The organism is Nonomuraea terrae, from assembly GCF_044465245.1.
GTDB lineage: Bacteria > Actinomycetota > Actinomycetes > Streptosporangiales > Streptosporangiaceae > Nonomuraea > Nonomuraea terrae.
Window position 1 is genome coordinate 398,983 of record NZ_JBITLL010000007.1, and the last position, 21,011, is coordinate 419,993.

The following is a 21,011-nucleotide window of genomic DNA, read 5'->3' on the forward strand; positions in this document are numbered from 1 at the left end:
GTTTTGACCATGCCGTCAAAGAGTCGACCATCCGGTCAGAAAGGGCGCACGTTCACTGAGACGGCCCGCCGCGCACAGATCGTGCGGTACGCGATCGAGACGATCGCCGACGTCGGGTACGCCAAGGCATCGTTCGAAGAGATCGCCCGCCGGGCGGGGATCAGCCGCAGCCTGATCTCCTACCACTTCGCCGGGCGGGACGAGCTCGTGGCCGAGGTGCTGACCTCGGTCTACACCCGCGCTGCCGACTACATGACAGCCAAGATCGCCGAGGCGAAGACGCCCCCTGACATGCTGGAATCCTTCATCCGGGGCAACCTCGCCTTCATCGGCGAGCACCGGCAGGACATGGCCGCCGTCCTGAGCATCGTCGTGCATGCCAGGACCCGGAGCCTTACCGCCAAGCCCGAAGCGAGCGCTGCGCAGCCACGCCTCGATGGCCTGACACGCATCCTCGAATGGGGCCAGCAGAGCGGTTGCTTCCGCCCGTTCTCCTCCTCGGCCATGGCGCTGGCGATCCTGCAGGCCATCGACGGCGCCCATCAGTTGAAGGGCTCCTCCGAGGGCATCAATCTCGACTCGTATGCCGACGAGCTGGTGACGATCTTCAACAAGGCGACCCGGTGATCGTGACGACCGCCCGACCCCGCCCCATCACCCGACGCCCGGCGCTGACTCAGCCGCCTTGGCCGGGCGGCGCGCCTACACCTCACCTGTGAGGCCGGCCCTCCGAGCCCGCTCGCACACCCCGACCAAGCGGCTCGCCTCGGCACACCCGGGCGGTTGCTGCGGCAGCCCTGGCGCGTTGCGTCGAACGGCCGCACCTACGTGTCCCAGGGCGGACGCCGACCACTTCGTTTTGCCTGCTCTTGGCGCACGTCCTGGCACCGTTGAGTGTGGCCGCATCCAGCGAAGACAAATGGGTGAGTGCGTTGCAGGACCGCGCCGCCCGGCTCGCCTTTCCGATCTGGGCGCCGCAAGCCGGCGACTGGACCCACCTCTATACCGGGTTCGTCGACGACGGCACCCCGTACACGGAGGTGTCCGTCTACCGGGCGGGTGACGGCGGCGGGCATGTCCGCATCCACTACCGGCGGTATACCGGCGACGAGCTGGCGGCGTTCTGGGCGAGGCTGCTCCACGAGATCACCGAATGAGGGCCGAGCCGGTCACACACCGCCGCCCGGTCGACCGCACTCGCGCCCGGTTCCACGTGTCCGAAGTTTCCGGAAGCCGCCCTGGTACTGCATCCCCAGACCCCTCAGCCCTCGCCCTGCTGCCCGGCCCCGGCGAGCGGCCGGCGGTCGTGCACGCCGAGGCGATGGCGCTCGCGGCGGTCACGGCGACCTGGGCGCGGGCGCGCGGCGCGATCCCGCGGGTGACGGCGTACGCGACGAGCGGAGGCCGCAGCCGGTTCGTCCGCGAACGTGCACGACTGCGTGACCAGCTCCGCTGCCAACGGGCGAGACAGGTCAGGCCTGGCCTCGGGTGGAGCGCCATGGCAGGGGCAGGGCGCGGCGGGGGCCGGTCATCCGCTGCAGGCCCTGGTTGATGTCGGCGACGGACTCCGCGGTGAGGCGTGAGCCCAGCTGGTTGACCGCGCGCTGGGCGAGCCAGTAGATCAGCGCCCGAGCCGTTCCAGGGCCGCTCTCCGCAATGATCGCGAGGAGGTCCGTGAGCCGGGCGGGGTGGTCGAGCCGGTTGAGCGCCGCTTTCACGTCACATTCGGTGAGCGGGGTGGGGAACTGCTGTCGGATCGCGCCCTGGAGCTTGCGGATCCTGTCGGTCTGGGAGGACGCCGTCACCCGGGTCCAGCCGCCGAAGAGCCTGCGCGGGCTCCGCAGCGCGCGGGTGAGCGCGGGGGCGGTCATCCTGGTGAGCCCGTCCTCGATCTCCCGCTTGATCGGGCCTTCCAGACCCTCCTGTCTCAACGCGTGCGCGGTCAGCCCCGCCAGCAGCGCCGTACCCGTTCCCTGGCCGCTCTCCGCCATGATCGCGAGCATGAACGGCTGGGGAGGGGCCTCGTCCAGGGCCTCGAAGATCTGTGCGACGTCCGCGGGGAGGAGCAGGCGGTCGCGGCCGAGCCGCAGGATGCTGCGGTGATGCTCCAGGCCGGCGTCGCCGAGGCAGGCGGAGATCGGCTTGACCAGGTAGCGGTGGCGGCGGAGCTGCTGGCCGACCTCCTTCCCGTCGCGGCCGGTGAGCTCGCGCAGGACGCTGTTCAGCACGGTGGTGTCGCGGGAGCGCCCGATCAGGTGGAGCAGCTCGTCGACGGTCATGGTCGAGACGACCTGCTGTCGCATCCTGGCGTCGCCTATGTAGAAGGCGATCAGCAGCTTGACCAGCGGCTCGCAGTGGGCGGATGCCGCCTTGAGCGCCTTGGCGAGGGGGCGGGGGACCTCGATGAGGCCGGCGAGGTCGTGGCTGAGGTTCTCGACGTCGTGGCGGTGGAGAGCGGGGCCGTACAGGAGGCGCAGGAGGATCTCGAAGAAGGTCTCCGTGGTGGGGGAGCCGGCCAGCCGGTCGGGCAGCCGGGTCAGGTTCCGTCTGACGATGTCGCGATAGGCCCGGCGGTCGTCGTCGGTGACGCGGTCGAGGGCCTGCGACAGGTGGACGTTGAGCTCGTGGAGCCGCGCCTCGTCGGCGCCGGCGAGGCTGTCGAGGGACTCGGGGAGCAGCCGCTTCACGGAGGAGGCCAAGCTGATCGCGGTGTGCTCGCGTACTCGCACGAGGGCCTCGGCGCGATCGGTCTCGCTGTCGAGGTCCAGCGGACGGTCGAGGGCGGCCAGGCGGCGGATCAGGCGGGCCAGGCCGTCGTGCTCGTACTGCGCGAGTTCCTGCTCGTAGCGGCGGGCCTCCGGGGGGAGATCGTACGGAACGTCCTTCTCCCAGGGCAGCTCCCAGGCGCCGTGGGCGGGCGCGACATCGGCGAAGGAGAGCCGGATGCGGTGCCTGGAGGCGCTGTTGGTCCAGGTGGAGACGGCGAGTCCGCTGCGCATGCCGTACGGGAGGAGCGCAGCGACGGCGTCGAGGAAGTCGAGCCGCTGCTCCATCGGGAGCTCCGAGCGGACCACACAGACGGGCCTGCCGGTGAGCAGGAGCGCTGCCGCCCGGCGCGCCGTCGCGTTCGCGACGCCGGACAGCCTGGGTGGGTCGTAGTCGCGCAGGCTGAGCCGGAACGGGCTCTCGCCGGAGAAGTCCTTCCTCAGCAGCGCCTCGTACAGGGCGCGGTAGGAGATCGGGGTCTTCGAGGCCTGTTCCCAGCGCAGGCAGACGTGCCAGGTCATCGTGTACGGACGGTGAAAACCGTCCTGGGACTCCGGCTTCGTCTGCAGGGACAGACCGAGCCAGGACTCGCCGCGTCGGCCGAAGTGGCTGGCCGCCACGCGCGGCAGCGCCTTGGGCTCCACGGTGCCTGAGGAAAACGACTTGAGCCAGTCGGAGAACTCCGCCTTGCTCAAGGCTCCCGTGCTGGAGCTGATCACGTCGTAGTCGTCCAAGCTCTGCGGCGTCTTGCCCAGGACGGCCCAGTGAGCGGTCGGCCGCGCCACCATCACCCGCTCCTCATCGAGCGCGGCCTCAGCATGCCGCCGAGCCAGATCACCGGCTCCATGACGTTGATGGGGCGGACGGGGCCGCGGATCATGAGGCCTCCGTCGGGGTCGTCGATGACGTTGAGGAAGTCGTCCGGGTCGAACCGGCCGTAACGCTCGTCGATGTACATCCCCACCGACGAGGTCACGAAGAACTTCACGCGGTCCTTGTGGAAGTACGTCTCGATCAGGTCGAGGATCATCTCCGCGTTGTGGTTGCGCCCGTGCCGGCAGAGCCGGTGGAAGAACTCCCTGGCGCGGTCCTCGGCCACACGCGGGATGCGCAGCTCGTCACTGAGGTCGGGCTCGGTGAACCCCCACCGGTCCGCGAGCGTCAGCACCCGCGGGTCGTCATATTTCGTGATGCAGACGGCGATGTGGTGCGGGAGCTTGCCGTCGGCGTACGCGTTGCCCGCCAGCATCTGCGCGGCCACCTCGTTCAGCGCCGAGTCAAGGTGCTTGAAGGCGTCGCCGACCCGGCTCTCTCGGTCGGGGTCGAACATGTAGATCAGCCCGCGGCTCCTGACCAGGCTGGACACCAGGGCCTCCTTGTCGACGCTTGCCTGCGGGTCGGCGAACAGGCCGCCGCGCGGGTCCAGGAAGTCGAGCCTGATCCTCGGGGCCTTGCCCGGCTGCGTCCGCCATGGCCGCCACCACTGCCGCTGATCCTCCGCCGGGCCGATCAGCAGCCAGTTGTAGTACGTCAGGGACTCGGTCGAGTCGGGGAACCTGCGATCGTCCAGCAGCCTGTTGCGGAGCTTGATCAGCTCGACCCCTGAGGCCTGGTTCTCGCCGACCAGCTTCCAGTTCGTCTCGGCCTTGTTCAACGCGATGCTCAGCGCCGCGAGGAAGGCGGTCTTGCCGCTACCCGAGGCGCCCCACATCGCGATGTCGGGCGCCGGTTCGGTCTCGGTCACGCGCGGTCCTCATTTCCAGCTGACGAAGGGAAGGGTGAGCGTGCCCCCGGTGGACGTCAGGTCGAGGCGGGCGGCGAGCTCCTCGACGTCCACCGCGTCCACCTGGTACAGCGCCGCCGGGCCGAGCCGCTCCCAGACCGGTGAGGTGCCGTCGCAGATGGCCGCGCACTTCACGCCGTGGCGCTGCTCCAGCTCCTGCAGCAGGATCTGCCAGTCGTGCCGGAGCGGGCAGGGCGGCACGCGGTCCCTGCCGACCCTGCGGGGGTGCGGCGGGCGCGCGCCGACCGTGAGCAGGGCGGTACGGGCGCCGTCGTGCCTGAGCCGGCCGCGCAGCTCGGCCAGGACGTCCTCCACCTGGGCGGCGTTCGGGTACGTCGGCGGAGCGGGGCGCAGCGAATCCAGCGCCAGCCTCGCCTGGGCCGCCGAGCCGGCCCAGAGTGCCACCCTGGGCGGGAGGTGGATCGGGTGGCGTTCGCCGAAGACGTGGGTGCCATAGCTCATGATCGAGATCTGCGTGGGGGTCTCGGCCAGCAGGTCGATGAGGTACGCGGGCCAGTGGCAGCGGGCCTCCAGCTCGTCCTGGGCGCCGGTGGTCTCGATGGCGCAGATCAGGTGGGCGGGGCGGGGAGAAGCGGGACGGAGCCGTACGGGGAGGTCGGCGACCACCTCCGTCCAGGAGCCGGTGTGCGGGCGCAGGCCCACGACGCCGGGGAAGCGGACCTGGCCGGGGCGCTCCAGCACCGCCCTGAGCGTGTGCCGGCCCGCGGGCAGCGGCGCGTGGTCGACCGAGACCAGGCCCGAGGGTTCGAGCGGGCCCGCCCACGCCGAGACCGCCAGCAGCATGCCGCCGGGGTCGGTGCAGGTCACGGTGACGTGGGCGTCCTGGCCCGGCAGCGCGCCCGCGCCGAAGAGCGGCTGCCCCGCCAGTTCCAGCCGCCCGTCCCCGGCCCGTTCCCTGGCCACGACCAGGTCGTAGGAGTGCCGCAGCGGCACCCGGGCGGCCAGGTCGCGCAGCAGGTCATCCACCTTGACCCCCGGTGGGCGCGCGACCCGGGCGGCTGGGCACCACGCGGTGAGCGCGCGCAGGCTCGCCTCCTGTTCGGGCCCGACGGCGGTGTGCAGCACGACGACCGGGTCCGGGCCGTCGGGGGAGACCAGCTCGCGGGCGATCCGGCCCACCGCGTCCGCCACCTCGTCGCCGGTGGCGGTCAGGGTGGACCACTTGGCGGCGGCCCGGCGGATGACGTACGGCGTGCCGATCTCGTCCGCGCGGACCTCGAAGAACCGGATGCCGGCGACGTCGATCTCCACGACGGTCAGCCGCTCCACGAACGACGCGATGAGGTCGTGGATGGACGCGTTCATTGACCGAAAACGTAAAGGTTGGTGGGATTTGTCAATATTACGTCCGTTTCATACATATTTGTTATCTCGTGTCGCGGTGACGGGTCAAGGTGTCAGACGCGGTTGAGACTTATCTTGTTGATGGTGTTCGTTACTTCGTTGTTGCCGACTGTTGATGCTAATAAGTACGCTGCCGAGAGGGTAGCGGCGGGACTTCCGGGAGCGGCAAGTGATCGGTAAATGGTTGATCATCTTGTCCGGCGCCCGACAGGACGTTCTGGAGAAATACGACGGCGAACGCGCCAGGTTCGTGGGCCTGGGCGGGGCCATCCTCACCACCGCCTGCCTCGCCGCGCTCGCCATGACGTTCGCGCTGTCCTCGGCGCTCAAGGTCTTCCTGCCGCTCGCCATAGCCATCGGCCTGGTCTGGGGCGTGGTGATCCTGGGCCTGGACCGCTGGCTCGCCACCTCGCTGCCGGTCAAGGGCCGGCGGCGGTTCTGGCTCGCCCTGCCCCGCGTCCTCCTGGCGCTCCTCCTCGGCGCTGTCATCTCCACACCGCTGGTTCTGCAGATCTTCAAGCCGGAGATCGACGCCACCATTCTCGACATCAAGCAGGAACGGCTCGACGTCTTCACCCGCGCGCAGCAGACCGGCGAGACGGGCAAGCGCGTGGACGCCCTGGAGAAAACGGTGACGGAGCTCGAAGCCGTGATCGCCTCCCGAGGGGAGACAGCGCTCGACCCGGCCTCCGACCGGCGGATCCAGGAGCTGGAGAAGTCCCGCAAGGAGGCGGTGAAACAGCGGGACACGTTCTACGACGAATGGCAGTGCCAGCTTTACGTGGGTCCGCCGAAATGCGCGAAAAAGGGTCCAGGACCGCTGTCCCGGGCGGCCGAACACGCCTACCAGCGGGCCGCCACCCGGGTGAACGACATCGACCGGCAGATCCAGCAGCGCCGCGACCAGCTCGCCAGCACCCAGGCCACCGGGCGGGCCAGGCGGCTCGAAACGGCGCAGGACGAGCTGCCGAAGGTGCGGGCCGAGCTGGAGCGGCTGACCGGCCAGCAAACCGACCTTCGCGACCAGTTCGTCCAGGAGAACCACGACTCCGACGGCCTGCTGCTCCGGCTCGAGGCGCTGAGCCGGGTCTCCCAGGAGAATGCCACGCTCAACATGGCGCGCCTCCTGCTCTTCCTGTTCATCCTGGTCATGGAGTGCCTGCCGGTGCTGGTCAAGCTGATGCAGCGGCCGGGGTCGTACGACACGATCGAAGAGAAGCTGGACGCGAAGCGGCTGCGTGACGCGCTCGACGACATCCGCGACGGGCCCGGCCAGACGCGGCGCTTCACCTCCTTCCACGAGGTGCCCGACCACGACGATCCCGGCTCCTACCCCACGGAGAGCTACGGGACGCACAGTTCCGAGGACGACGCGCTGCGCACCCTGCGCGACACCCGATCCGGCGGCGGGCATTACGAGCATGCCGGGCAGCTGAACGATGATTGGTGACCGCGTCGCCGGCCGGTTCGTCATCGAAGCGCCCCTGGGCAGGGGCGGCATGGGGCGGGTCTGGCGTGCCAGGGACCGCACACTCGACCGGACGGTGGCGCTCAAACAGATCCGCCCCGACATGGGGCCAGTGCCCGAACTGGCGGCGCGGGCCAGGCGGGAGGCGCAGGCACTGGCCAGGGTCGACCATTCCGGCATCGTCAGAGTGCACGACATCCTGGACACCCAGGACGGGCCGTGGATCGTGATGGACTACGTCCGCGGCGACGCGCTCGGCACGCTGATCGACCGCTCACCGCTGCCGGAGCTCGAAGCGGCCAGGGTCGGTGCCCGCGTGCTCGACGCGCTCACGGCCGCGCACGCGGTGGGGGTGTACCACCGCGACGTGAAGCCGGACAACATCCTCATCACCACCTCCGGCGAGGTGGTGCTGGTGGACTTCGGGATCGCCGCCATCGAGGGCCAGTCCTCGCTCACCACGCTCGGGCGGCTGGTCGGGACCCCTGACTTCATGGCGCCCGAGCGGCTTCATGGCGACCCGGCCGGAGCGGCGGCCGATCTGTGGTCGCTCGGCGCCACGCTCTACACGGCGCTGGAGGGGCGGCCGCCGTTCCGCAGGAGCAACGACGCGGCCGTCAGGTTCGCGATCCTCCGTGCCGATCCCGACCCCTTGCTCCGCTCCCACAGGCTCGCCGCGACGATCGGCCGCCTGCTGGACAAGAATCCCGGCACCCGCATGACGGCCGCCGAACTGGCCCACGACCTGAACCGTCTCCTCGAACCGCCCCGCCCTCCCCGGAACGGGGACCGTCCTCCTCGATCCGGGCGAAATCCTGCCGGAGGCGGACCGGTCAGGCGTGATCCGCCGGCAGATCGGGCCGGGAGCAATCAGGGCGGAGGCGGGGCGGTCCGGAGGGGTGTGCCGCCCCCAAGGGGTCTCGCCGTGGGGAATGCGCGGCGGTCGGTTGCGCACCAAGGGGAGAAGCTTCTCGCGCTCCCCGCCGCCGACGCCGCGTCGGCGCTCGGAGAACGGTGGCAGGAGTTCACCGCCGACGCGGTGGAGGAGATGTGCAGGCAGGCGGCCAAGAGCGCCAAGATCCTGCAGATGCTGCTTCCCCGCCGCGCGTGCCGGCTGCTGGATCAGGTCCGCGACCCTGCCCTGGTCGCGGGGGTGGTACTGGCGATGGACACCCGCCACCGCGGTCACATCCTCGGCGGCATGCACGACAGGAACTCCGCCGCCGCCATCGACGCGATGGCCGCCACCGATCCCCGCCGGACAGGCCTCGCGGTCGCCGCCATGCCGGAGGACCCGGCCGTACGCGCCCTGAACCGTCTATCACCGGCCACCATCGCGAACGTCCTCACTCACTGCCCCCACTCCACCCGCGACCACCTCCTGTCCCGCCTCCCCGCCACCACCCGCGAAGCCGTCAAACGCAGGCTCACGGGCTGACCGGGAGTTCGGTCTCCGGATGTCGCCACGAGGCTATTCCCAAGTTCCAGGCGGTGGCCCCTGGGGAGGTCCCGGGGAATGCCCGGGCGTCGGACCAGGTCGTCCCTGAGGAGACGGACCGTACGGCGAAGGTGGCCAGGTTCTCTGGTGTCCTGGCGGCGGAGGCGCGGCCCCCTGGATGGCCCCGGCGCTCCCCTGCTCCCATCCCGCAGGCGGTGACGAGGATCCGGGCCCCTGCGAACGACCCCGCTTGGAACGCATCGTGACGAAAGCACCGCTGATCAGTGCCAGGACGATCACGACCGCCGCGATGCCGATGAACGCGCCCGTGTTGCTCGATCTCTCCTCGGCGGCAGGAGCGGCCGAGGGGGGCTCGCTCTTCTGGTCCGGTTCGGCCAGCGCCTGGTCCAACCGCTCGTACACGGGGTTGGGCGCACTCGCCGGAACCTTCGGCTCAACGCGGTACGGAGGCTGATCACCCCGTGGCCGAACCGGTTGTCCTTTCCCTTGGGACCGAGGTCTTTGGCCGTGTCGGTGGCCAACTGCACGATCCGCCGGGCCGACATCTTCGGGTACTCCGCACGCAACAAGGCGAACGCACCTGCGGCCAGCGCGGAGGCGTGGCTGGTACCGGCACCGTTGGGCCATACCCTGCCGTCCTGGCTCAGTGCGGGAATGTTCACACCGGGCGCGCCCAAGGCGACGTAATCCTGTCGCTGGGTCTTCTCCCAGGGCCTGCCCTGGTTGTCCATCGCGCCGATCGCCACGACGCCAGGGCACGACGCCGGATAGGTCACCTCGTTGGTGGTGTCGCCCTCGTTGCCGCTCGCGGCCACGACGATGGCGTCCTTCTTCACGGCATAGGCCACCGCTTCGAAAACCTCGTCCGGGCAGGCCTTGCCACCGAATGCCGGAGAGCCCTGCGAGATGTTGATGACCTTGGCACCGTGGTCGGCCGCGTACCGGATCGCCGGCGCGGTCGTCGAGGTGCCCACATTGGGTGCCACCAGCGGCAGGATCTTGGCCTTCGGCGCCACACCGGTGAAGCCGGTCGTGTTGCCCCGCGAGGCGATCAGACTCGCCATACCGGTGCCGTGTCCGAAGCCCTCTTGGGTGTCGCGGCGACCGTCCCGGCTGCTGCTGCCCTGAAAACTCTTGCCGGGAACCACGGCGGCGCGCATGTCGGGCAGCGTCGCGTTCACGCCGGTGTCGATCACCGCCACGGTCACACCCGCGCCCTTGGTCCGCGGCCAGACCGTTTCCTCGATGTTCCAGGTGTCGAACCACCACTGTTTCTCGCTCAAGGGGGACGCCTCGGCGACGGTCACGGGACCGATGGTCAGAGCCACCGTCAACCCGGCGGACGCCAGTCGTACCAGCCTTCGCAAAACCCTCTCCTCTGCCGGAACTGCCCTTCGCGAAACGGCTTAGGATCGTACGCCACCGAGGATGGCCGTTCCTGACCAATGGCATTGTCCACGCAGAAAGTGCGCTTCATTCAGGGGCCGAGCCGGGACGGAGTGGCGGGCCGGGTTGGACGAGTACAAGGCCCACCGATTCGGGGACAAATGGTTAGCTTGGGGATTTCGGCTATCAATTGGACTTAAACAGCACGCGAGATCGCAGCCGCCGATACTTGATCGGTGCACCGTTGATGCGAAGGGCCTACTGACCCGCACGCGACCTCGATCGCATCGGAGGAAGCAAAGGTGATCTGTGGCCGGCCCGCCGTCAGGGCTGGAGGGCAACTCCGTCGCCGGCCAACAACTGGCCCACAACTAGCGAGCTACAACGAGAACGGGCGGGACTCCGTGAGACTGGAGGCCCGCCCGTTCGTACGATGTTCGCCCTGGTCAGCTGGCTAAGCCGCTGATCGAGATCGAGTGCCCCCTGTAGGATTCGAACCTACGCACCCGGCTCCGGAGGCCGGTGCTCTATCCCCTGAGCTAAGGGGGCTCGATGCGTGACAAGGCTATCAGCATCTGAGCACCACTCGGCACCAGATAAAGGTCGGCGAACAGTTCGTGTGAAACCGCACGTGATCGGGCCGGCGCGGGTACCTTTGCGGCCGTGGGCGAGGTTCTTGGGAAAGTGCTGGTCGTGGACGACGACGAGGTGATCCGGCAGCTCATCGCGGTCAACCTGAACCTTGAGGGGTTCGAGGTCGTGACCGCCACCGATGGGCAGGACTGCCTTGATCGCGTGCTCGACGTCATGCCTGATGTCATCACGCTTGACGTGATGATGCCGTGCCTGGACGGGTGGACGACGGCGGAGCGGTTGCGTACCGAGGAGGCCACGCGGCACATCAAGGTCGTGCTCGTCACGGCCAGGGCGCAGGACGACGACAAGAAGCGGGGCCGGGGCATCGGGGTGGACGCCTACCTGACCAAGCCGTTCGACCCGGCGGAGTTGATTCAGGTCGTGCGGGATCTGGCTGCGGGTGCGGGCGCGCGCGGCTGAGCGAGGCTTTGGCAGGGGTGCCGGCTGATCGAGGGTTCCGCTGGAAGGCGCTGACCGGTCCTGGGCTCTGCTCAATGGCGTCCGGTATGAGGCTTCGGGCGAGCTGCTGGGGTGGGGCTTGGCCTTGGTAAGGGCTGATGGGCGCGGGTGGCCGGGGTTCGGACGCGCGCGGTGGTGGGGTTCTTCGTAGGGTGGCGGTGTCAGTTCCCCCGCGAAAGGCTGGACCGTGCGTAGCTCGATTTTCGGGAATTTCGATCCTCGGCAGTTGCCTCCTGGCTTTGCGCTGGAGAACGGCAAGATGTTGCGCGTGCAGCTCCCCGAGGTACTGGCCAAGCAGGGGTCGATGGTCGCCTTTCAGGGGCAGATGGACTTCGACTACGAGGGCGCCGGCGGGCTCGGCAAGCTGCTGAAGAAGGCAGTGACGGGTGAGGGTGCCTCGCTGATGCGGGTGCGCGGGCAGGGGGTGCTCTATCTGGCCGACAATGCCGACGACATCCACCTGTTCTATCTGGAGAACGAGGGGATCACGGTCAACGGGCGTAATCTGCTGGCGTTCCAGCCGCAGATGACCTGGGACATCCAGCGGGTCCAGGGGGCCGGGGTGGCGGCCGGTGGGTTGTTCAACACCACGGTCACCGGCACCGGATGGGTCGCGGTGACCACTCATGGCACGCCGGTGTTGCTCGACGTGGCGCGCATGCCGACGTTCGTCGATGGGCAGGCGGCGGTCTGCTGGAGTGCGGGGTTGCAGGTCGGCGTCAACCGGACGATGAAGGCGGGCGCGCTGATCGGGCGGGGGAGCGGCGAGGCCATGCAGTTGGCGTTCCGGGGGCAGGGCTTCGTGTTGGTGCAGGCCAGCGAAGGTCCTCCTGTGGTGAAGGCGTCCTCCTGACGGGCTGCGTGTTGGTGTAGGCCGGCGAAGGTCCTTCTGTGGTGAAGGCGTCCTCCTGACGGGCTGCGTGTTGGTGTAGGCCGGCGAAGGTCCTTCTGTGGTGAAGGCGTCCTCCTGACAGGGGCGTGTTGGTGAAGGCCGGCGAAGGTCCTCCCGTGCTCCTGGCGGGGGGCGTGCTGGCGCCGGTCAGCGAAAGGGCCGCCCGTTGTGGAGGCGTCCTCCTGATCGTCCGCTGCGCGAGGTCGCCGTCGGCGGTTCTCTCCGTGGGTGGGAGAACGTCGCTTCGGCGGCCACGAGCGCCGGTGCCGGGGTGAAGGGCCGTGTAGGTGGCCCACTCCAGGGTGCTGAGCCAAGTGGAGGGCGCCCCCATAGACAGGGAATTAGCTAATTGCCATAATGCCGTGGTGCTGGATGTCGACCTGGTCAAGGCGTTGGCCAATGACAAGCGGCTGCGGATCCTGGAATGGCTGCGCGACCCCGCGCGCCACTTCTCGCCGCAGCGCGAGGGCGACCTCGTGCGCGACGGCGTCTGCTCGCTGTTCATCGCCGAGAAGCTGGGCGTGAGCCAGCCGACCTGCGGCGAGCATCTCAAGGTGCTCGCGAAGGCGGGCCTGATCCGCGGCAGGAAGATCAAACAGTGGGTGTTCTACCGGCGCGACGAGGACCGGATCGCCGCGGTGAAGGAGATGCTGAGCAGTGACTGGTGAGCCGTACGCCGCCTACGAGCGGCTGATCGCCGACATGGACGCGGCAGGAGCGCGCTACCGGCTGATCGACCACGCTCCCGAGGGGCGTACGGACGAGGTCAGCGCGTTGCGCGGGCACGACGTGTCGCAGGCGGCCAAGTGCCTGATCGTGATGGTCAAGATCGGCAAGAAGCAGACGCGGCACGTGCTGGCCGTCGTGCCCGGCGACGCCCGGCTCGACCTGCAGGCCGTCAAGGAGCTGCTCGACGGCACGTACGTCGGCTTCGCCGGCAAGGACAAGGCCGAGGAGCTGGCGGGCAGCGTCAGCGGGACGGTGCTGCCGTTCAGCTACGACCCGCGGCTGGAGCTGGTCGCCGACCCGTCGCTGCTGGGGCAGCCCGAGCTGTACTTCAACGCCGCCCGCCTCGACCGCTCGGTGGCGCTGGCCACGGACGACTACGTACGGCTGGCCAAGCCGCGGATGGCGCCCATCGTCATGAACTAGTGCGGACCACGGCCAGGGGGCAGGGCGCGTGGTGCAGCAGGGCCTGGCTGATGGAGCCGAGCAGCATGCCCGCGAGCTGCCCGTGCCCGCGCGAGCCGACGACCAGCAGGTCCGCGCCCACCGCGGCCTCTTTCAGCACCTCCAGCGGGTGCCCGTGCACGACCTCGGGAACCACGTCGACCGCGGGGTGCCGGTCGCGGTGGCCGGTCAGCCGGTCTTTCAGCAGGTCCAGCGCGTCCTGTTCGCTGTCGCGGTCGGCAGGCTCGAAGCCGGTGGACCGGGGCCAGGCCCAGGCGTACACGACGCGCAGCCGGGCGCCCCGCAGCCCTGCTTCGCGGAAGGCGAACTCGATCGCGCGCTCGGCGCCGGGGGAGTTGTCGGTCCCGGCCACGATCTCGCCGCGTGAGACGGCCGGCTGGTGCTGGACGAGCACGACGTTCGTCCGGGCGTGCGTGGCGACCCCGTGCGCGGCCGAGCCGATGAGCAGCCCGCGTACGCCGCCGACGCCGCGGTTGCCGACGACCAGCAGCTCGGCCCGTTCCGACGCCTTGACCAGGGCCGATCGAGGGTCGCCGGGCAGCAGCACGCCTTCCACGCTGACCTGCGGCCACTCGCGGCGGGCGCGGTCCTGCGCCGCGGTCAGCACGGTGTGGGCGGAGTCGCGCATCCACCGGGCCACCTCGGCGTAGTGGAGGGCCTCCTGCTCGCACAACCACTTCGGCACGGCGTAGGCCACGGTGAGCGGCGCCCCCCGCAGCTTCGCCTCGGTGGCGGCCCAGCCGGCGGCGTCAAGGCCGGTACGGGAGCCGTCCACGCCCACGATGATCAACCGATGTCAGCTCCTCACGATCGCGTGTAGCACTCCACTTCGGCGCGGCGGAGGGACAATCCCTGCTCGGTGGACTCGCGCACGCACCGGCGCTCGGTCTTGCTGAGTTTGAGCTCGCCGCACACGGCCACGCCGGCGTACGCGCGGCAGTCGAGCTCCGTGTCCTCGTTGCCGACGCGGTACGTCCGTCTGACCTCCGCGCGGCACCTCGCGGGTCCGGTGTCCGCGTAGCGACACTGGGCGATCAGCGTGTCGTACTGTTCCTGGCTCACTTCGCGCTGGTCGCTACCGTCCCCAGCGGCTGCGGTGGCGCCGACCGCGGCCAGCACCACGAGTCCGGCGACAGCGACGATCTTCTTCATAGTCCCCCCGAAGTGGTCCGTACCGCCCAGGAGGGTCACCAAACATCAATTCACACAAACGCACCATGTTTCAGGCGATGCCGGGCGTGGGTACGATCACCGCCGTCCAACGCGGGAGCCCTGCACATCGGGCTGAGAGGACGGCTGAAAGCCGCCGACCGCCAGAACCTGCTCCGGGTAATGCCGGCGAAGGGAGTTTGCGCGATGACTGACGCGCACCAGCCCCGATTCTCCAAGATCTACACCGGTGACCTGCGCGTGCCGATGCGGCAGGTGCACCTGTCCAACGGATCGGCGGTGACGCTGTACGACACCTCGGGCCCGTACACCGACCCCTCGTACGAGCCTGACCTGCGGCGTGGTCTGCCGCGGCTGCGCGAGCCCTGGGTTGCCGAGCGCCGCGAGAAGGGAGAGCCGGTCACCCAGGTCGGCTGCGCCCGGCGCGGGATCGTGACCAAGGAGATGGAGTTCATCGCCGTGCGCGAGGGGGTCACCCCCGAATTCGTCCGGCAGGAGGTGGCGGCCGGACGGGCCATCATCCCCGCGAACGTCAACCACCCCGAGTCCGAGCCGATGATCATCGGCAGGAACTTCCTCGTCAAGATCAACGCCAACATCGGCAACTCCGCCGTGACCTCCTCCATCGAGGAGGAGGTCGAGAAGATGACCTGGGCCACCCGGTGGGGCGCCGACACGATCATGGACCTGTCCACCGGCGACGACATCCACGAGACGCGCGAGTGGATCCTGCGCAACTCGCCGGTGCCGGTCGGGACCGTGCCGATCTACCAGGCACTGGAGAAGGTCAAGGGGCGCCCCGAGGCGCTGTCGTGGGAGGTCTACCGCGACACCCTGATCGAGCAGTGCGAGCAGGGCGTCGACTACGTGACCGTGCACGCGGGCGTGCGGCTGTCGTACGTGCCGCTGACCGCCGGCCGCAAGACCGGCATCGTCTCGCGCGGGGGCTCGATCATGGCCGCCTGGTGCCTGGCGCACCACCGCGAGAGCTTCCTGTACGAGAACTTCGCCGAGATGTGCGAGATCCTGGCCCGCTACGACGTGTCGTTCTCGCTCGGTGACGGCCTGCGCCCCGGCTCGATCGCGGACGCGAACGACGAGGCCCAGTTCGCCGAGCTGCGCACGCTCGGGGAGCTGACCACGATCGCGCGAGAGTACGACGTGCAGGTCATGATCGAGGGCCCGGGCCACGTGCCCATGCACAAGATCAAGGAGAACGTCGAGCTGCAGCAGGAGCTCTGCGACGACGCGCCGTTCTACACGCTCGGCCCGCTCGTGACCGACATCGCCCCTGGCTACGACCACATCACCTCGGGCATCGGGGCCGCCATGATCGGCTGGTTCGGCACCGCGATGCTCTGTTACGTCACCCCGAAGGAGCATCTCGGCCTGCCGGACAAGGACGACGTCAAGACCGGCGTGATCACGTACAAGATCGCCGCCCACGCCGCGGACCTGGCCAAGGGGCATCCGCAGGCCCAGGCGTGGGACGACGCGCTGTCGGACGCGCGGTTCGAGTTCCGCTGGGAGGACCAGTTCGACCTGTCGCTCGACCCTGACACGGCCCGGTCCTTCCACGACGAGACGCTGCCCGCCGCGCCGGCCAAGACGGCCCACTTCTGCTCGATGTGCGGCCCGAAGTTCTGCTCGATGCGCATCAGCCACGAGATCCGCGAGCAGGGGTACGCCGAGAAGGCCGCCGAGTTCCGCCGCCTCGGCGGCGAGATCTACGTCGACTAGCCGGTGAATGAGGAGGCCGGCGGCGGCGCCGGCCTCCTTGCCCACGATCGGGGAACGGCCACCACGCCGGAAACCTGACCGGTGGCCGCCTCCGCTCATCCAGGCAGCGTCTCGCCGCCGATCGGGGCGAGGACCTCGCCCGTGTAGTACGACGACATCAGCCCGGAGGCGAAGAAGACGTACGAAGGGGCGATCTCGTCCGGGTCGGCGGCCCGCTGCATCGGCACCTGCTGACCGAATTTGCCCACCTTCTCCTCGGGCATGGTCGCCGGGATCAGCGGCGTCCACACCGGGCCCGGTGCCACGGCGTTGACCCGGATGCCGCGTTCGACCAGGTTCTGCGCCATGGAGTAGGTGAAGGCGTTGATGGCGCCCTTCGTGGCGGCGTAGTCGATGAGCGACTTGTTGCCGCGCAGGCCGTTGATCGAGGAGGTGTTGATGATCGCGCCGCCCTCCCGCAGGTGGGGCAGGGCGGCCTTGGTCACGCGGAAGTAGCTGTGGATGTTGACCGCGAACGTGTGCTCCCACTGCTCGTCGGTCAGCTCCTCCAGGCCGCTCACCGGCGCCTGGTACGCCACGTTGTTGACCAGGACGTCCAGGCCGCCCAGCTCGGAGACGGCCTGCTCGACGACCGAGGCGCAGTGGGCGCGGTCGCCCAGGTCGCCGGGCAGCGGCACGCAGCGCCGGCCGGTGGCCTCGACCAGCTTGCGGGTGTGCGCGGCGTCCTCGTGCTCGTTCAGGTACGCGATCGCGACGTCGGCCCCCTCCTTGGCGAAGGCCACGGCGACCGCCCTGCCGATGCCCGAGTCGCCGCCGGTGATCAGGCACTTCTTGTCCTGCAGCAGGCCCCTGCCCTGGTAGCCGCGCATCTCGTCGCGCGGCTCGGGGGCCATTTCGCCGGTCTGACCCGGGTACGGCTGCTTCTGTGGTGGTGGTGTTTCCGACATATCAGGCGGCCTGCCCGTGGCCCGGTATGGCTAACGCCATCACCGGACGAAACCCTCGGCTCTGAGCCAGTCGCGGGCGACCAGGGCGGGCACGTCGCCGTCCACGTCCACCTGGGCGTTGAGGTCGCGCATCACCTTGTCGGTCAGCTTGGCGCTGATGGGCGCGAAGATCCGGGCGATCTCCGGGTGGGCGTCGGCGAGCTCGCGCCGCATGGTCACCGACGCGTTGTAGAGGGGGAAGAACTTCTTGTCGTCCTGCAGGAGCGTCAGGTCGAGCGCCTCGACCCGGCCGTCCGTCGTGGTCACCATGCCGAGAGCGCACCTGTCGCTCGCGACGGAGTCGTAGAGCACACCGACCGACACCCGGCGCACGCCCTGTCCGGGGATGTCGGTGCCGTAGCGCAGGCCGTAGGCCCTGAGCATGCCGAGGAAACCGTCGTCCCTGCCGAAGGTCTCGTGGTCGACGCAGAACGTACGCTGCCGCACCGGGATCTTCCTGATGTCGGAGATCGTCCGCAGGCCCCACCGCTGGGCGGTGGCCTTGGTGACGCCGACGGCGTAGGTGTTGTTCAGCGGTGCGGGCGGCAGCCAGACGATGCCGTTGCGGCGCAGGTCCAGGTCGCGCACGGCCACGTACTGCCGCCACGGGTCGGGGATCGGCCGGCGCCGGCCGAGGTAGGTGATCCAGCCGGTGCCGGTGTACTCCCACATCAGGTCGGCGTCGCCCCGGGTCAGGGAGGCGCGGGCGTTCACGCTGCCCTGGACGTTGGTCTGGTCCACCACGTCGGCGCCCGCGGCGGACAGCGCCAGCACCGCGATCTTGCCGAGCACGAGCTGCTCGGTGAACTCCTTGGACGTCACCCGCACGGTCGTGCCCTCCAGGGAGGCCACCGGCCGGATGCCGGCCGGCTCGACCGGCGGGACGAACGACCCTGCCCGCTCCAGCCCGCACCCCGCCAGGACCAGCACGAGCAGCAGCGCCACGAGCGCTCTCACGACAGGCCCTTCGGCGAGAGCAGACGCTGCGCGAGCCCGCCCAGCCAGTCGAGGATCAGCGCCAGCACCGCGATGAGCACGCATCCGGTGATGAGGACCAGGTTGCGCTGGGTGCTCACCCCGGCGGTGATCAGGTCTCCGAGCCCGCCCGCCCCGATGAACGCCGCGATGCCGGCCGTGCCGACGTTCAGCACCAGCGTGGTCCTGACGCCCGACAGGATGACCGGCACCGCCATCGGCAGCTCCACCTTGGCCAGCACGCCGACCGCCGACATGCCGATCCCGCGGCCCGCGTCCACCAGCCGCGGGTCCACCTGTTCCAGCCCGACCATCGTGTTGCGCAGCGTGGGCAGCAGGCTGTAGGCGAACAACGCCGCCACCGCCGTCCAGAACCCGATCCTGAACAGCACCGCCAGCAGCACGACCATGCCCACCGCGGGGATCGCCTGGCCCAGGTTCGCCAGCGCCAGCGCGTACGGCGTCACCCGGCGCAGGCCCGGCCGGGTGAGCACGATGCCCAGCGGCAGCGCCACCGCCAGCACCAGCACCGTGGAGAAGAACACCAGCCGGATGTGCTCCCAGGTGCGCCGCAGCACGAACGGCAGGTTGAGCGAGCCGCGTTCGATGCCGTCCAGCGGCACCATCTGCGTGTAGGCGATCATGGCGACGGCCACGGCGAGGTAGCACAGCGGCGGCAGCACCACATGCCAGGAGCGGCCGATCCGCGGCTCGGGAATCGTCTCCCGCTCGGCGGCGGCGGTGGACAGGCTCATCCGCCCTCCTCCCGGCCGAGGCGGAGCATGCGGCGCCCGCGTTCCCTGGCCTTGATCGACTGGATGGCGTTCTGCACCGTGGCCAGCGACAGCGCCCCCTCGTACGCCTGGTGCCTGCCCGTCACGGGGACGATGTCGGTGTCGGCGTTGAGCAGCTCCTCCAGGGCGTCCTGCAGGGTCTTCCTGCGGCCGATGGCGCCGCTGATCTCGTCACCCGTCGTGCCGACCGGCCCTTCCCGTCCCTTGAGGTGGGCGGTCGTGACCCAGCGCAGCGGACGCCGCATGCCGTCGAGGACCAGCGTGTACCCGCGGCCGTCGCGCTCCATCTCGGCGAGCACCTCGCGCGCGTCGGCGTCCTCGGCCGCGTACGGCACCTGGTCCAGCTCGATGTCGCCCACCTTGGTCAGGCTCAGCAGCCGCATCGACGAGCCGGCGCCGAGGAACTGCTCGACGTACTCGTCGGCCGGGTTCGTCAGGATCTCCGCGGGCCTGGCGTACTGCACGATGTGGCCGGGGCGCTGCATGATCGCGATGTGGTCGCCGAGCTTGAGCGCCTCGTCGATGTCGTGGGTGACGAAGACGATCGTCTTGGACAGGTCGTCCTGGAGCCTGAGCAGCTCGTCCTGCAGGCGCTGGCGGCTGATCGGGTCGAGCGCGCCGAACGGCTCGTCCATGAGCAGCACGGGCGGGTCGGCGGCCAGCGCGCGGGCGACGCCGACGCGCTGCTGCTGCCCGCCGGAGAGCCGGCGCGGGAACGTGTCGCGGAACGTGGACGGCTCCAGGCCCACGAGCGTGAGCAGCTCGTCGACGCGTTCGGCGATGCGGCGGCGGTCCCAGCCGAGCAGCTTGGGCACCTGCGCGATGTTCGAGGCCACGGTCATGTGCGGGAACAGCCCCGCCTGCTGGATCACGTACCCGATGTGGCGTCTGAGCCGGTCGGGGTCGATGTCGCGGGAGCTGCGGCCGTCGATGAGGATGTCGCCCGAGGTGGGCTCGATCAGCCGGTTGATCATGCGCATGGTGGTGGTCTTGCCGCAGCCGGACGGCCCGACGAGGACCACGATCTCGCCGGCCGCGATGGTGAGGTCGAGCTCCTGCACGGCGGGCGCCCGGCCGCCGGGGAACGCCTTGGTCACCTTCCGCAGCTCGATCGGGACGCCGCGCGTGCTCGGTTCAGACATGGGCGCTCCTCGCGGTCACGAGCCGCCGCAGCGGCCCGTCGGGCGCCGTGAGCCGCCCGAGCAGCACGTAGCAGGCGTCGAAGAGCAGCGCGAGGACGGCCACCCCGATCGTCCCGGTCAGCGTGGCGTTGACCGCGTTGGCGCCGCCCAGCCTGGCCAGGCCGGAGAAGATCTGCTCGCCGAGCCCCGGCCCGGAGACGTACGCGGCCACCGCGCCGATCCCCATGGCCAGCTGCGTGGAGACCCGGATGCCGGTGAGGATCACCGGCCAGGCCAGCGGCAGCTCGATCCTGGCCAGTGTCCTGCGCCGGCTCATGCCGATGCCGCGCGCGGCGTCCACCAGCAGCGGGTCGACGCCTTGCAGGCCGACGACGGTGTTGCGGACGATGGGCAGCAGCGCGTAGATGACGATCGCGGTCACGCTCGGCGCCACGCCGAGCCCGAGCAGCGGGATCATCAGGCCCAGCAGGGCCAGCGACGGGACGGTGAACAGCACGCCCGCCGACGACGTGGCCAACGAGGCCATCCGGGGGTGCCGGTAGGTGGCCACGCCGACGAGCACGCCCAGGACGGCCGCCACCAGAACGCATTGGGCGACCATGCTGGCGTGCTGCGCCGTCTCGAAGAGGATGAGGTCCCAGCGATCCTCGACGTACTCCCACAGATTCATCAACCAGCTAGTAACCGAGCTTGCCGCGCCGAAACCGACGTACCTCTCCGCCTCTTGCGCAGCTCCATTCCCGGGAGTTGCCGTGGTTGGCGTCCGGAGAGCTCAGATGAGAGGTTTCTCATCTTGGCC

At 69.7% G+C, this 21,011-nt stretch carries 20 protein-coding genes, 1 tRNA gene and 1 riboswitch; of the genes, 9 read left to right on the plus strand and 12 right to left on the minus strand.

The window, feature by feature from the left end; genetic code table 11:
* The first annotated feature begins 9 nt into the window (after positions 1-9).
* Positions 10-627, plus strand: a complete 618-nt coding sequence (locus ACIBP6_RS35900) for a TetR/AcrR family transcriptional regulator (RefSeq protein ID WP_397058258.1) — start codon at positions 10-12, stop codon at positions 625-627.
* 296 nt (positions 628-923) lie between these two features.
* Positions 924-1,157, plus strand: coding sequence for a hypothetical protein (locus tag ACIBP6_RS35905; protein ID WP_397058259.1), 234 nt, complete (start codon positions 924-926; stop codon positions 1,155-1,157).
* Positions 1,158-1,472: 315 nt separating this feature from the next.
* Here ACIBP6_RS35905 and ACIBP6_RS35910 read toward each other — a convergent pair whose 3' ends face one another.
* From ACIBP6_RS35910 to ACIBP6_RS35920, 3 genes are read right to left on the minus strand one after another with little or no spacing between them, the layout of a single operon-like run.
* Entirely contained in the window at positions 1,473-3,554 is a 2,082-nt protein-coding gene (locus tag ACIBP6_RS35910) for a hypothetical protein (RefSeq protein WP_397058260.1), read from the minus strand.
* Positions 3,554-4,510: a hypothetical protein gene (locus ACIBP6_RS35915; protein WP_397058261.1), complete on the minus strand. Its 957-nt coding sequence runs from the start codon at positions 4,508-4,510 to the stop codon at positions 3,554-3,556. The genes ACIBP6_RS35910 and ACIBP6_RS35915 overlap by 1 nt, the downstream gene beginning before the upstream one ends.
* A gap of 9 nt (positions 4,511-4,519) precedes the next feature.
* Positions 4,520-5,875, minus strand: coding sequence for a hypothetical protein (locus ACIBP6_RS35920; RefSeq protein WP_397058262.1), 1,356 nt, complete (start codon positions 5,873-5,875; stop codon positions 4,520-4,522).
* A gap of 232 nt (positions 5,876-6,107) precedes the next feature.
* Here ACIBP6_RS35920 and ACIBP6_RS35925 point away from each other — a divergent pair, with 232 nt between their 5' ends.
* Together ACIBP6_RS35925 and ACIBP6_RS35930 are read left to right on the plus strand one after the other, a co-directional pair.
* On the plus strand, positions 6,108-7,364 hold the full coding sequence (locus ACIBP6_RS35925) for a DUF4407 domain-containing protein (RefSeq protein ID WP_397058263.1): 1,257 nt from the start codon (positions 6,108-6,110) through the stop codon (positions 7,362-7,364).
* The gene (locus tag ACIBP6_RS35930; protein ID WP_397058264.1) at positions 7,354-8,820 is read left to right on the plus strand and encodes a serine/threonine-protein kinase; all 1,467 of its coding nucleotides are present in this window, start codon (positions 7,354-7,356) and stop codon (positions 8,818-8,820) included. The genes ACIBP6_RS35925 and ACIBP6_RS35930 overlap by 11 nt, the downstream gene beginning before the upstream one ends.
* A 296-nt stretch (positions 8,821-9,116) precedes the next feature.
* Here the strand turns inward: ACIBP6_RS35930 and ACIBP6_RS35935 are convergent, their stop codons facing one another.
* Positions 9,117-10,148: a S8 family serine peptidase gene (locus ACIBP6_RS35935; RefSeq protein ID WP_397058265.1), complete on the minus strand. Its 1,032-nt coding sequence runs from the start codon at positions 10,146-10,148 to the stop codon at positions 9,117-9,119.
* Positions 10,149-10,704: 556 nt separating this feature from the next.
* Positions 10,705-10,776: transfer RNA gene (locus ACIBP6_RS35940), tRNA-Arg, on the minus strand.
* Positions 10,777-10,890: 114 nt separating this feature from the next.
* Between ACIBP6_RS35940 and ACIBP6_RS35945 the strand changes: the two genes are divergently transcribed.
* From ACIBP6_RS35945 to ACIBP6_RS35960, 4 genes are all read left to right on the plus strand, one after another.
* On the plus strand, positions 10,891-11,283 hold the full coding sequence (locus ACIBP6_RS35945) for a response regulator (protein ID WP_397058266.1): 393 nt from the start codon (positions 10,891-10,893) through the stop codon (positions 11,281-11,283).
* 226 nt (positions 11,284-11,509) lie between these two features.
* Positions 11,510-12,175: an AIM24 family protein gene (locus tag ACIBP6_RS35950; protein WP_187368154.1), complete on the plus strand. Its 666-nt coding sequence runs from the start codon at positions 11,510-11,512 to the stop codon at positions 12,173-12,175.
* A gap of 404 nt (positions 12,176-12,579) precedes the next feature.
* A complete protein-coding gene (locus tag ACIBP6_RS35955) occupies positions 12,580-12,882 on the plus strand; it encodes an ArsR/SmtB family transcription factor (protein WP_397058267.1) in 303 nt (100 codons plus the stop codon).
* Entirely contained in the window at positions 12,872-13,366 is a 495-nt protein-coding gene (locus tag ACIBP6_RS35960; RefSeq protein WP_397058268.1) for a YbaK/prolyl-tRNA synthetase associated domain-containing protein, read from the plus strand. Before ACIBP6_RS35955 ends, ACIBP6_RS35960 begins: the two co-directional genes overlap by 11 nt.
* Here the strand turns inward: ACIBP6_RS35960 and ACIBP6_RS35965 are convergent.
* Both ACIBP6_RS35965 and ACIBP6_RS35970 read right to left on the minus strand, forming a co-directional pair.
* Positions 13,356-14,186: a universal stress protein gene (locus ACIBP6_RS35965; RefSeq protein WP_397058940.1), complete on the minus strand. Its 831-nt coding sequence runs from the start codon at positions 14,184-14,186 to the stop codon at positions 13,356-13,358. The two genes, ACIBP6_RS35960 and ACIBP6_RS35965, sit on opposite strands and share 11 nt — an antisense overlap.
* A 23-nt stretch (positions 14,187-14,209) precedes the next feature.
* Positions 14,210-14,557: a hypothetical protein gene (locus tag ACIBP6_RS35970; protein ID WP_397058269.1), complete on the minus strand. Its 348-nt coding sequence runs from the start codon at positions 14,555-14,557 to the stop codon at positions 14,210-14,212.
* Between the two features lie 101 nt (positions 14,558-14,658).
* A riboswitch (TPP riboswitch) is annotated at positions 14,659-14,769 on the plus strand.
* On the opposite strand from ACIBP6_RS35970, the gene thiC reads away from it, so the two are divergent.
* On the plus strand, positions 14,762-16,315 hold the full coding sequence (gene thiC / locus ACIBP6_RS35975) for a phosphomethylpyrimidine synthase ThiC (RefSeq protein ID WP_397058270.1): 1,554 nt from the start codon (positions 14,762-14,764) through the stop codon (positions 16,313-16,315). (Overlaps the previous riboswitch by 8 nt.)
* A gap of 95 nt (positions 16,316-16,410) precedes the next feature.
* Here thiC and ACIBP6_RS35980 read toward each other — a convergent pair whose 3' ends face one another.
* Genes ACIBP6_RS35980 through ACIBP6_RS36000 form a run of 5 tightly spaced genes read right to left on the minus strand, consistent with a single transcriptional unit; the run spans position 16,411 to position 20,882 of the window.
* Entirely contained in the window at positions 16,411-17,262 is an 852-nt protein-coding gene (locus tag ACIBP6_RS35980; RefSeq protein WP_132612162.1) for an SDR family oxidoreductase, read from the minus strand.
* 39 nt (positions 17,263-17,301) lie between these two features.
* Positions 17,302-18,258, minus strand: a complete 957-nt coding sequence (locus ACIBP6_RS35985; RefSeq protein WP_397058271.1) for a glycine betaine ABC transporter substrate-binding protein — start codon at positions 18,256-18,258, stop codon at positions 17,302-17,304.
* On the minus strand, positions 18,255-19,031 hold the full coding sequence (locus ACIBP6_RS35990) for an ABC transporter permease (RefSeq protein WP_397058272.1): 777 nt from the start codon (positions 19,029-19,031) through the stop codon (positions 18,255-18,257). Before ACIBP6_RS35990 ends, ACIBP6_RS35985 begins: the two co-directional genes overlap by 4 nt.
* The gene (locus ACIBP6_RS35995; RefSeq protein ID WP_397058273.1) at positions 19,028-20,212 is read right to left on the minus strand and encodes an ABC transporter ATP-binding protein; all 1,185 of its coding nucleotides are present in this window, start codon (positions 20,210-20,212) and stop codon (positions 19,028-19,030) included. The genes ACIBP6_RS35990 and ACIBP6_RS35995 overlap by 4 nt, the downstream gene beginning before the upstream one ends.
* Positions 20,205-20,882, minus strand: coding sequence for an ABC transporter permease (locus tag ACIBP6_RS36000; protein WP_397058274.1), 678 nt, complete (start codon positions 20,880-20,882; stop codon positions 20,205-20,207). The genes ACIBP6_RS35995 and ACIBP6_RS36000 overlap by 8 nt, the downstream gene beginning before the upstream one ends.
* Positions 20,883-21,011: the final 129 nt, after the last annotated feature.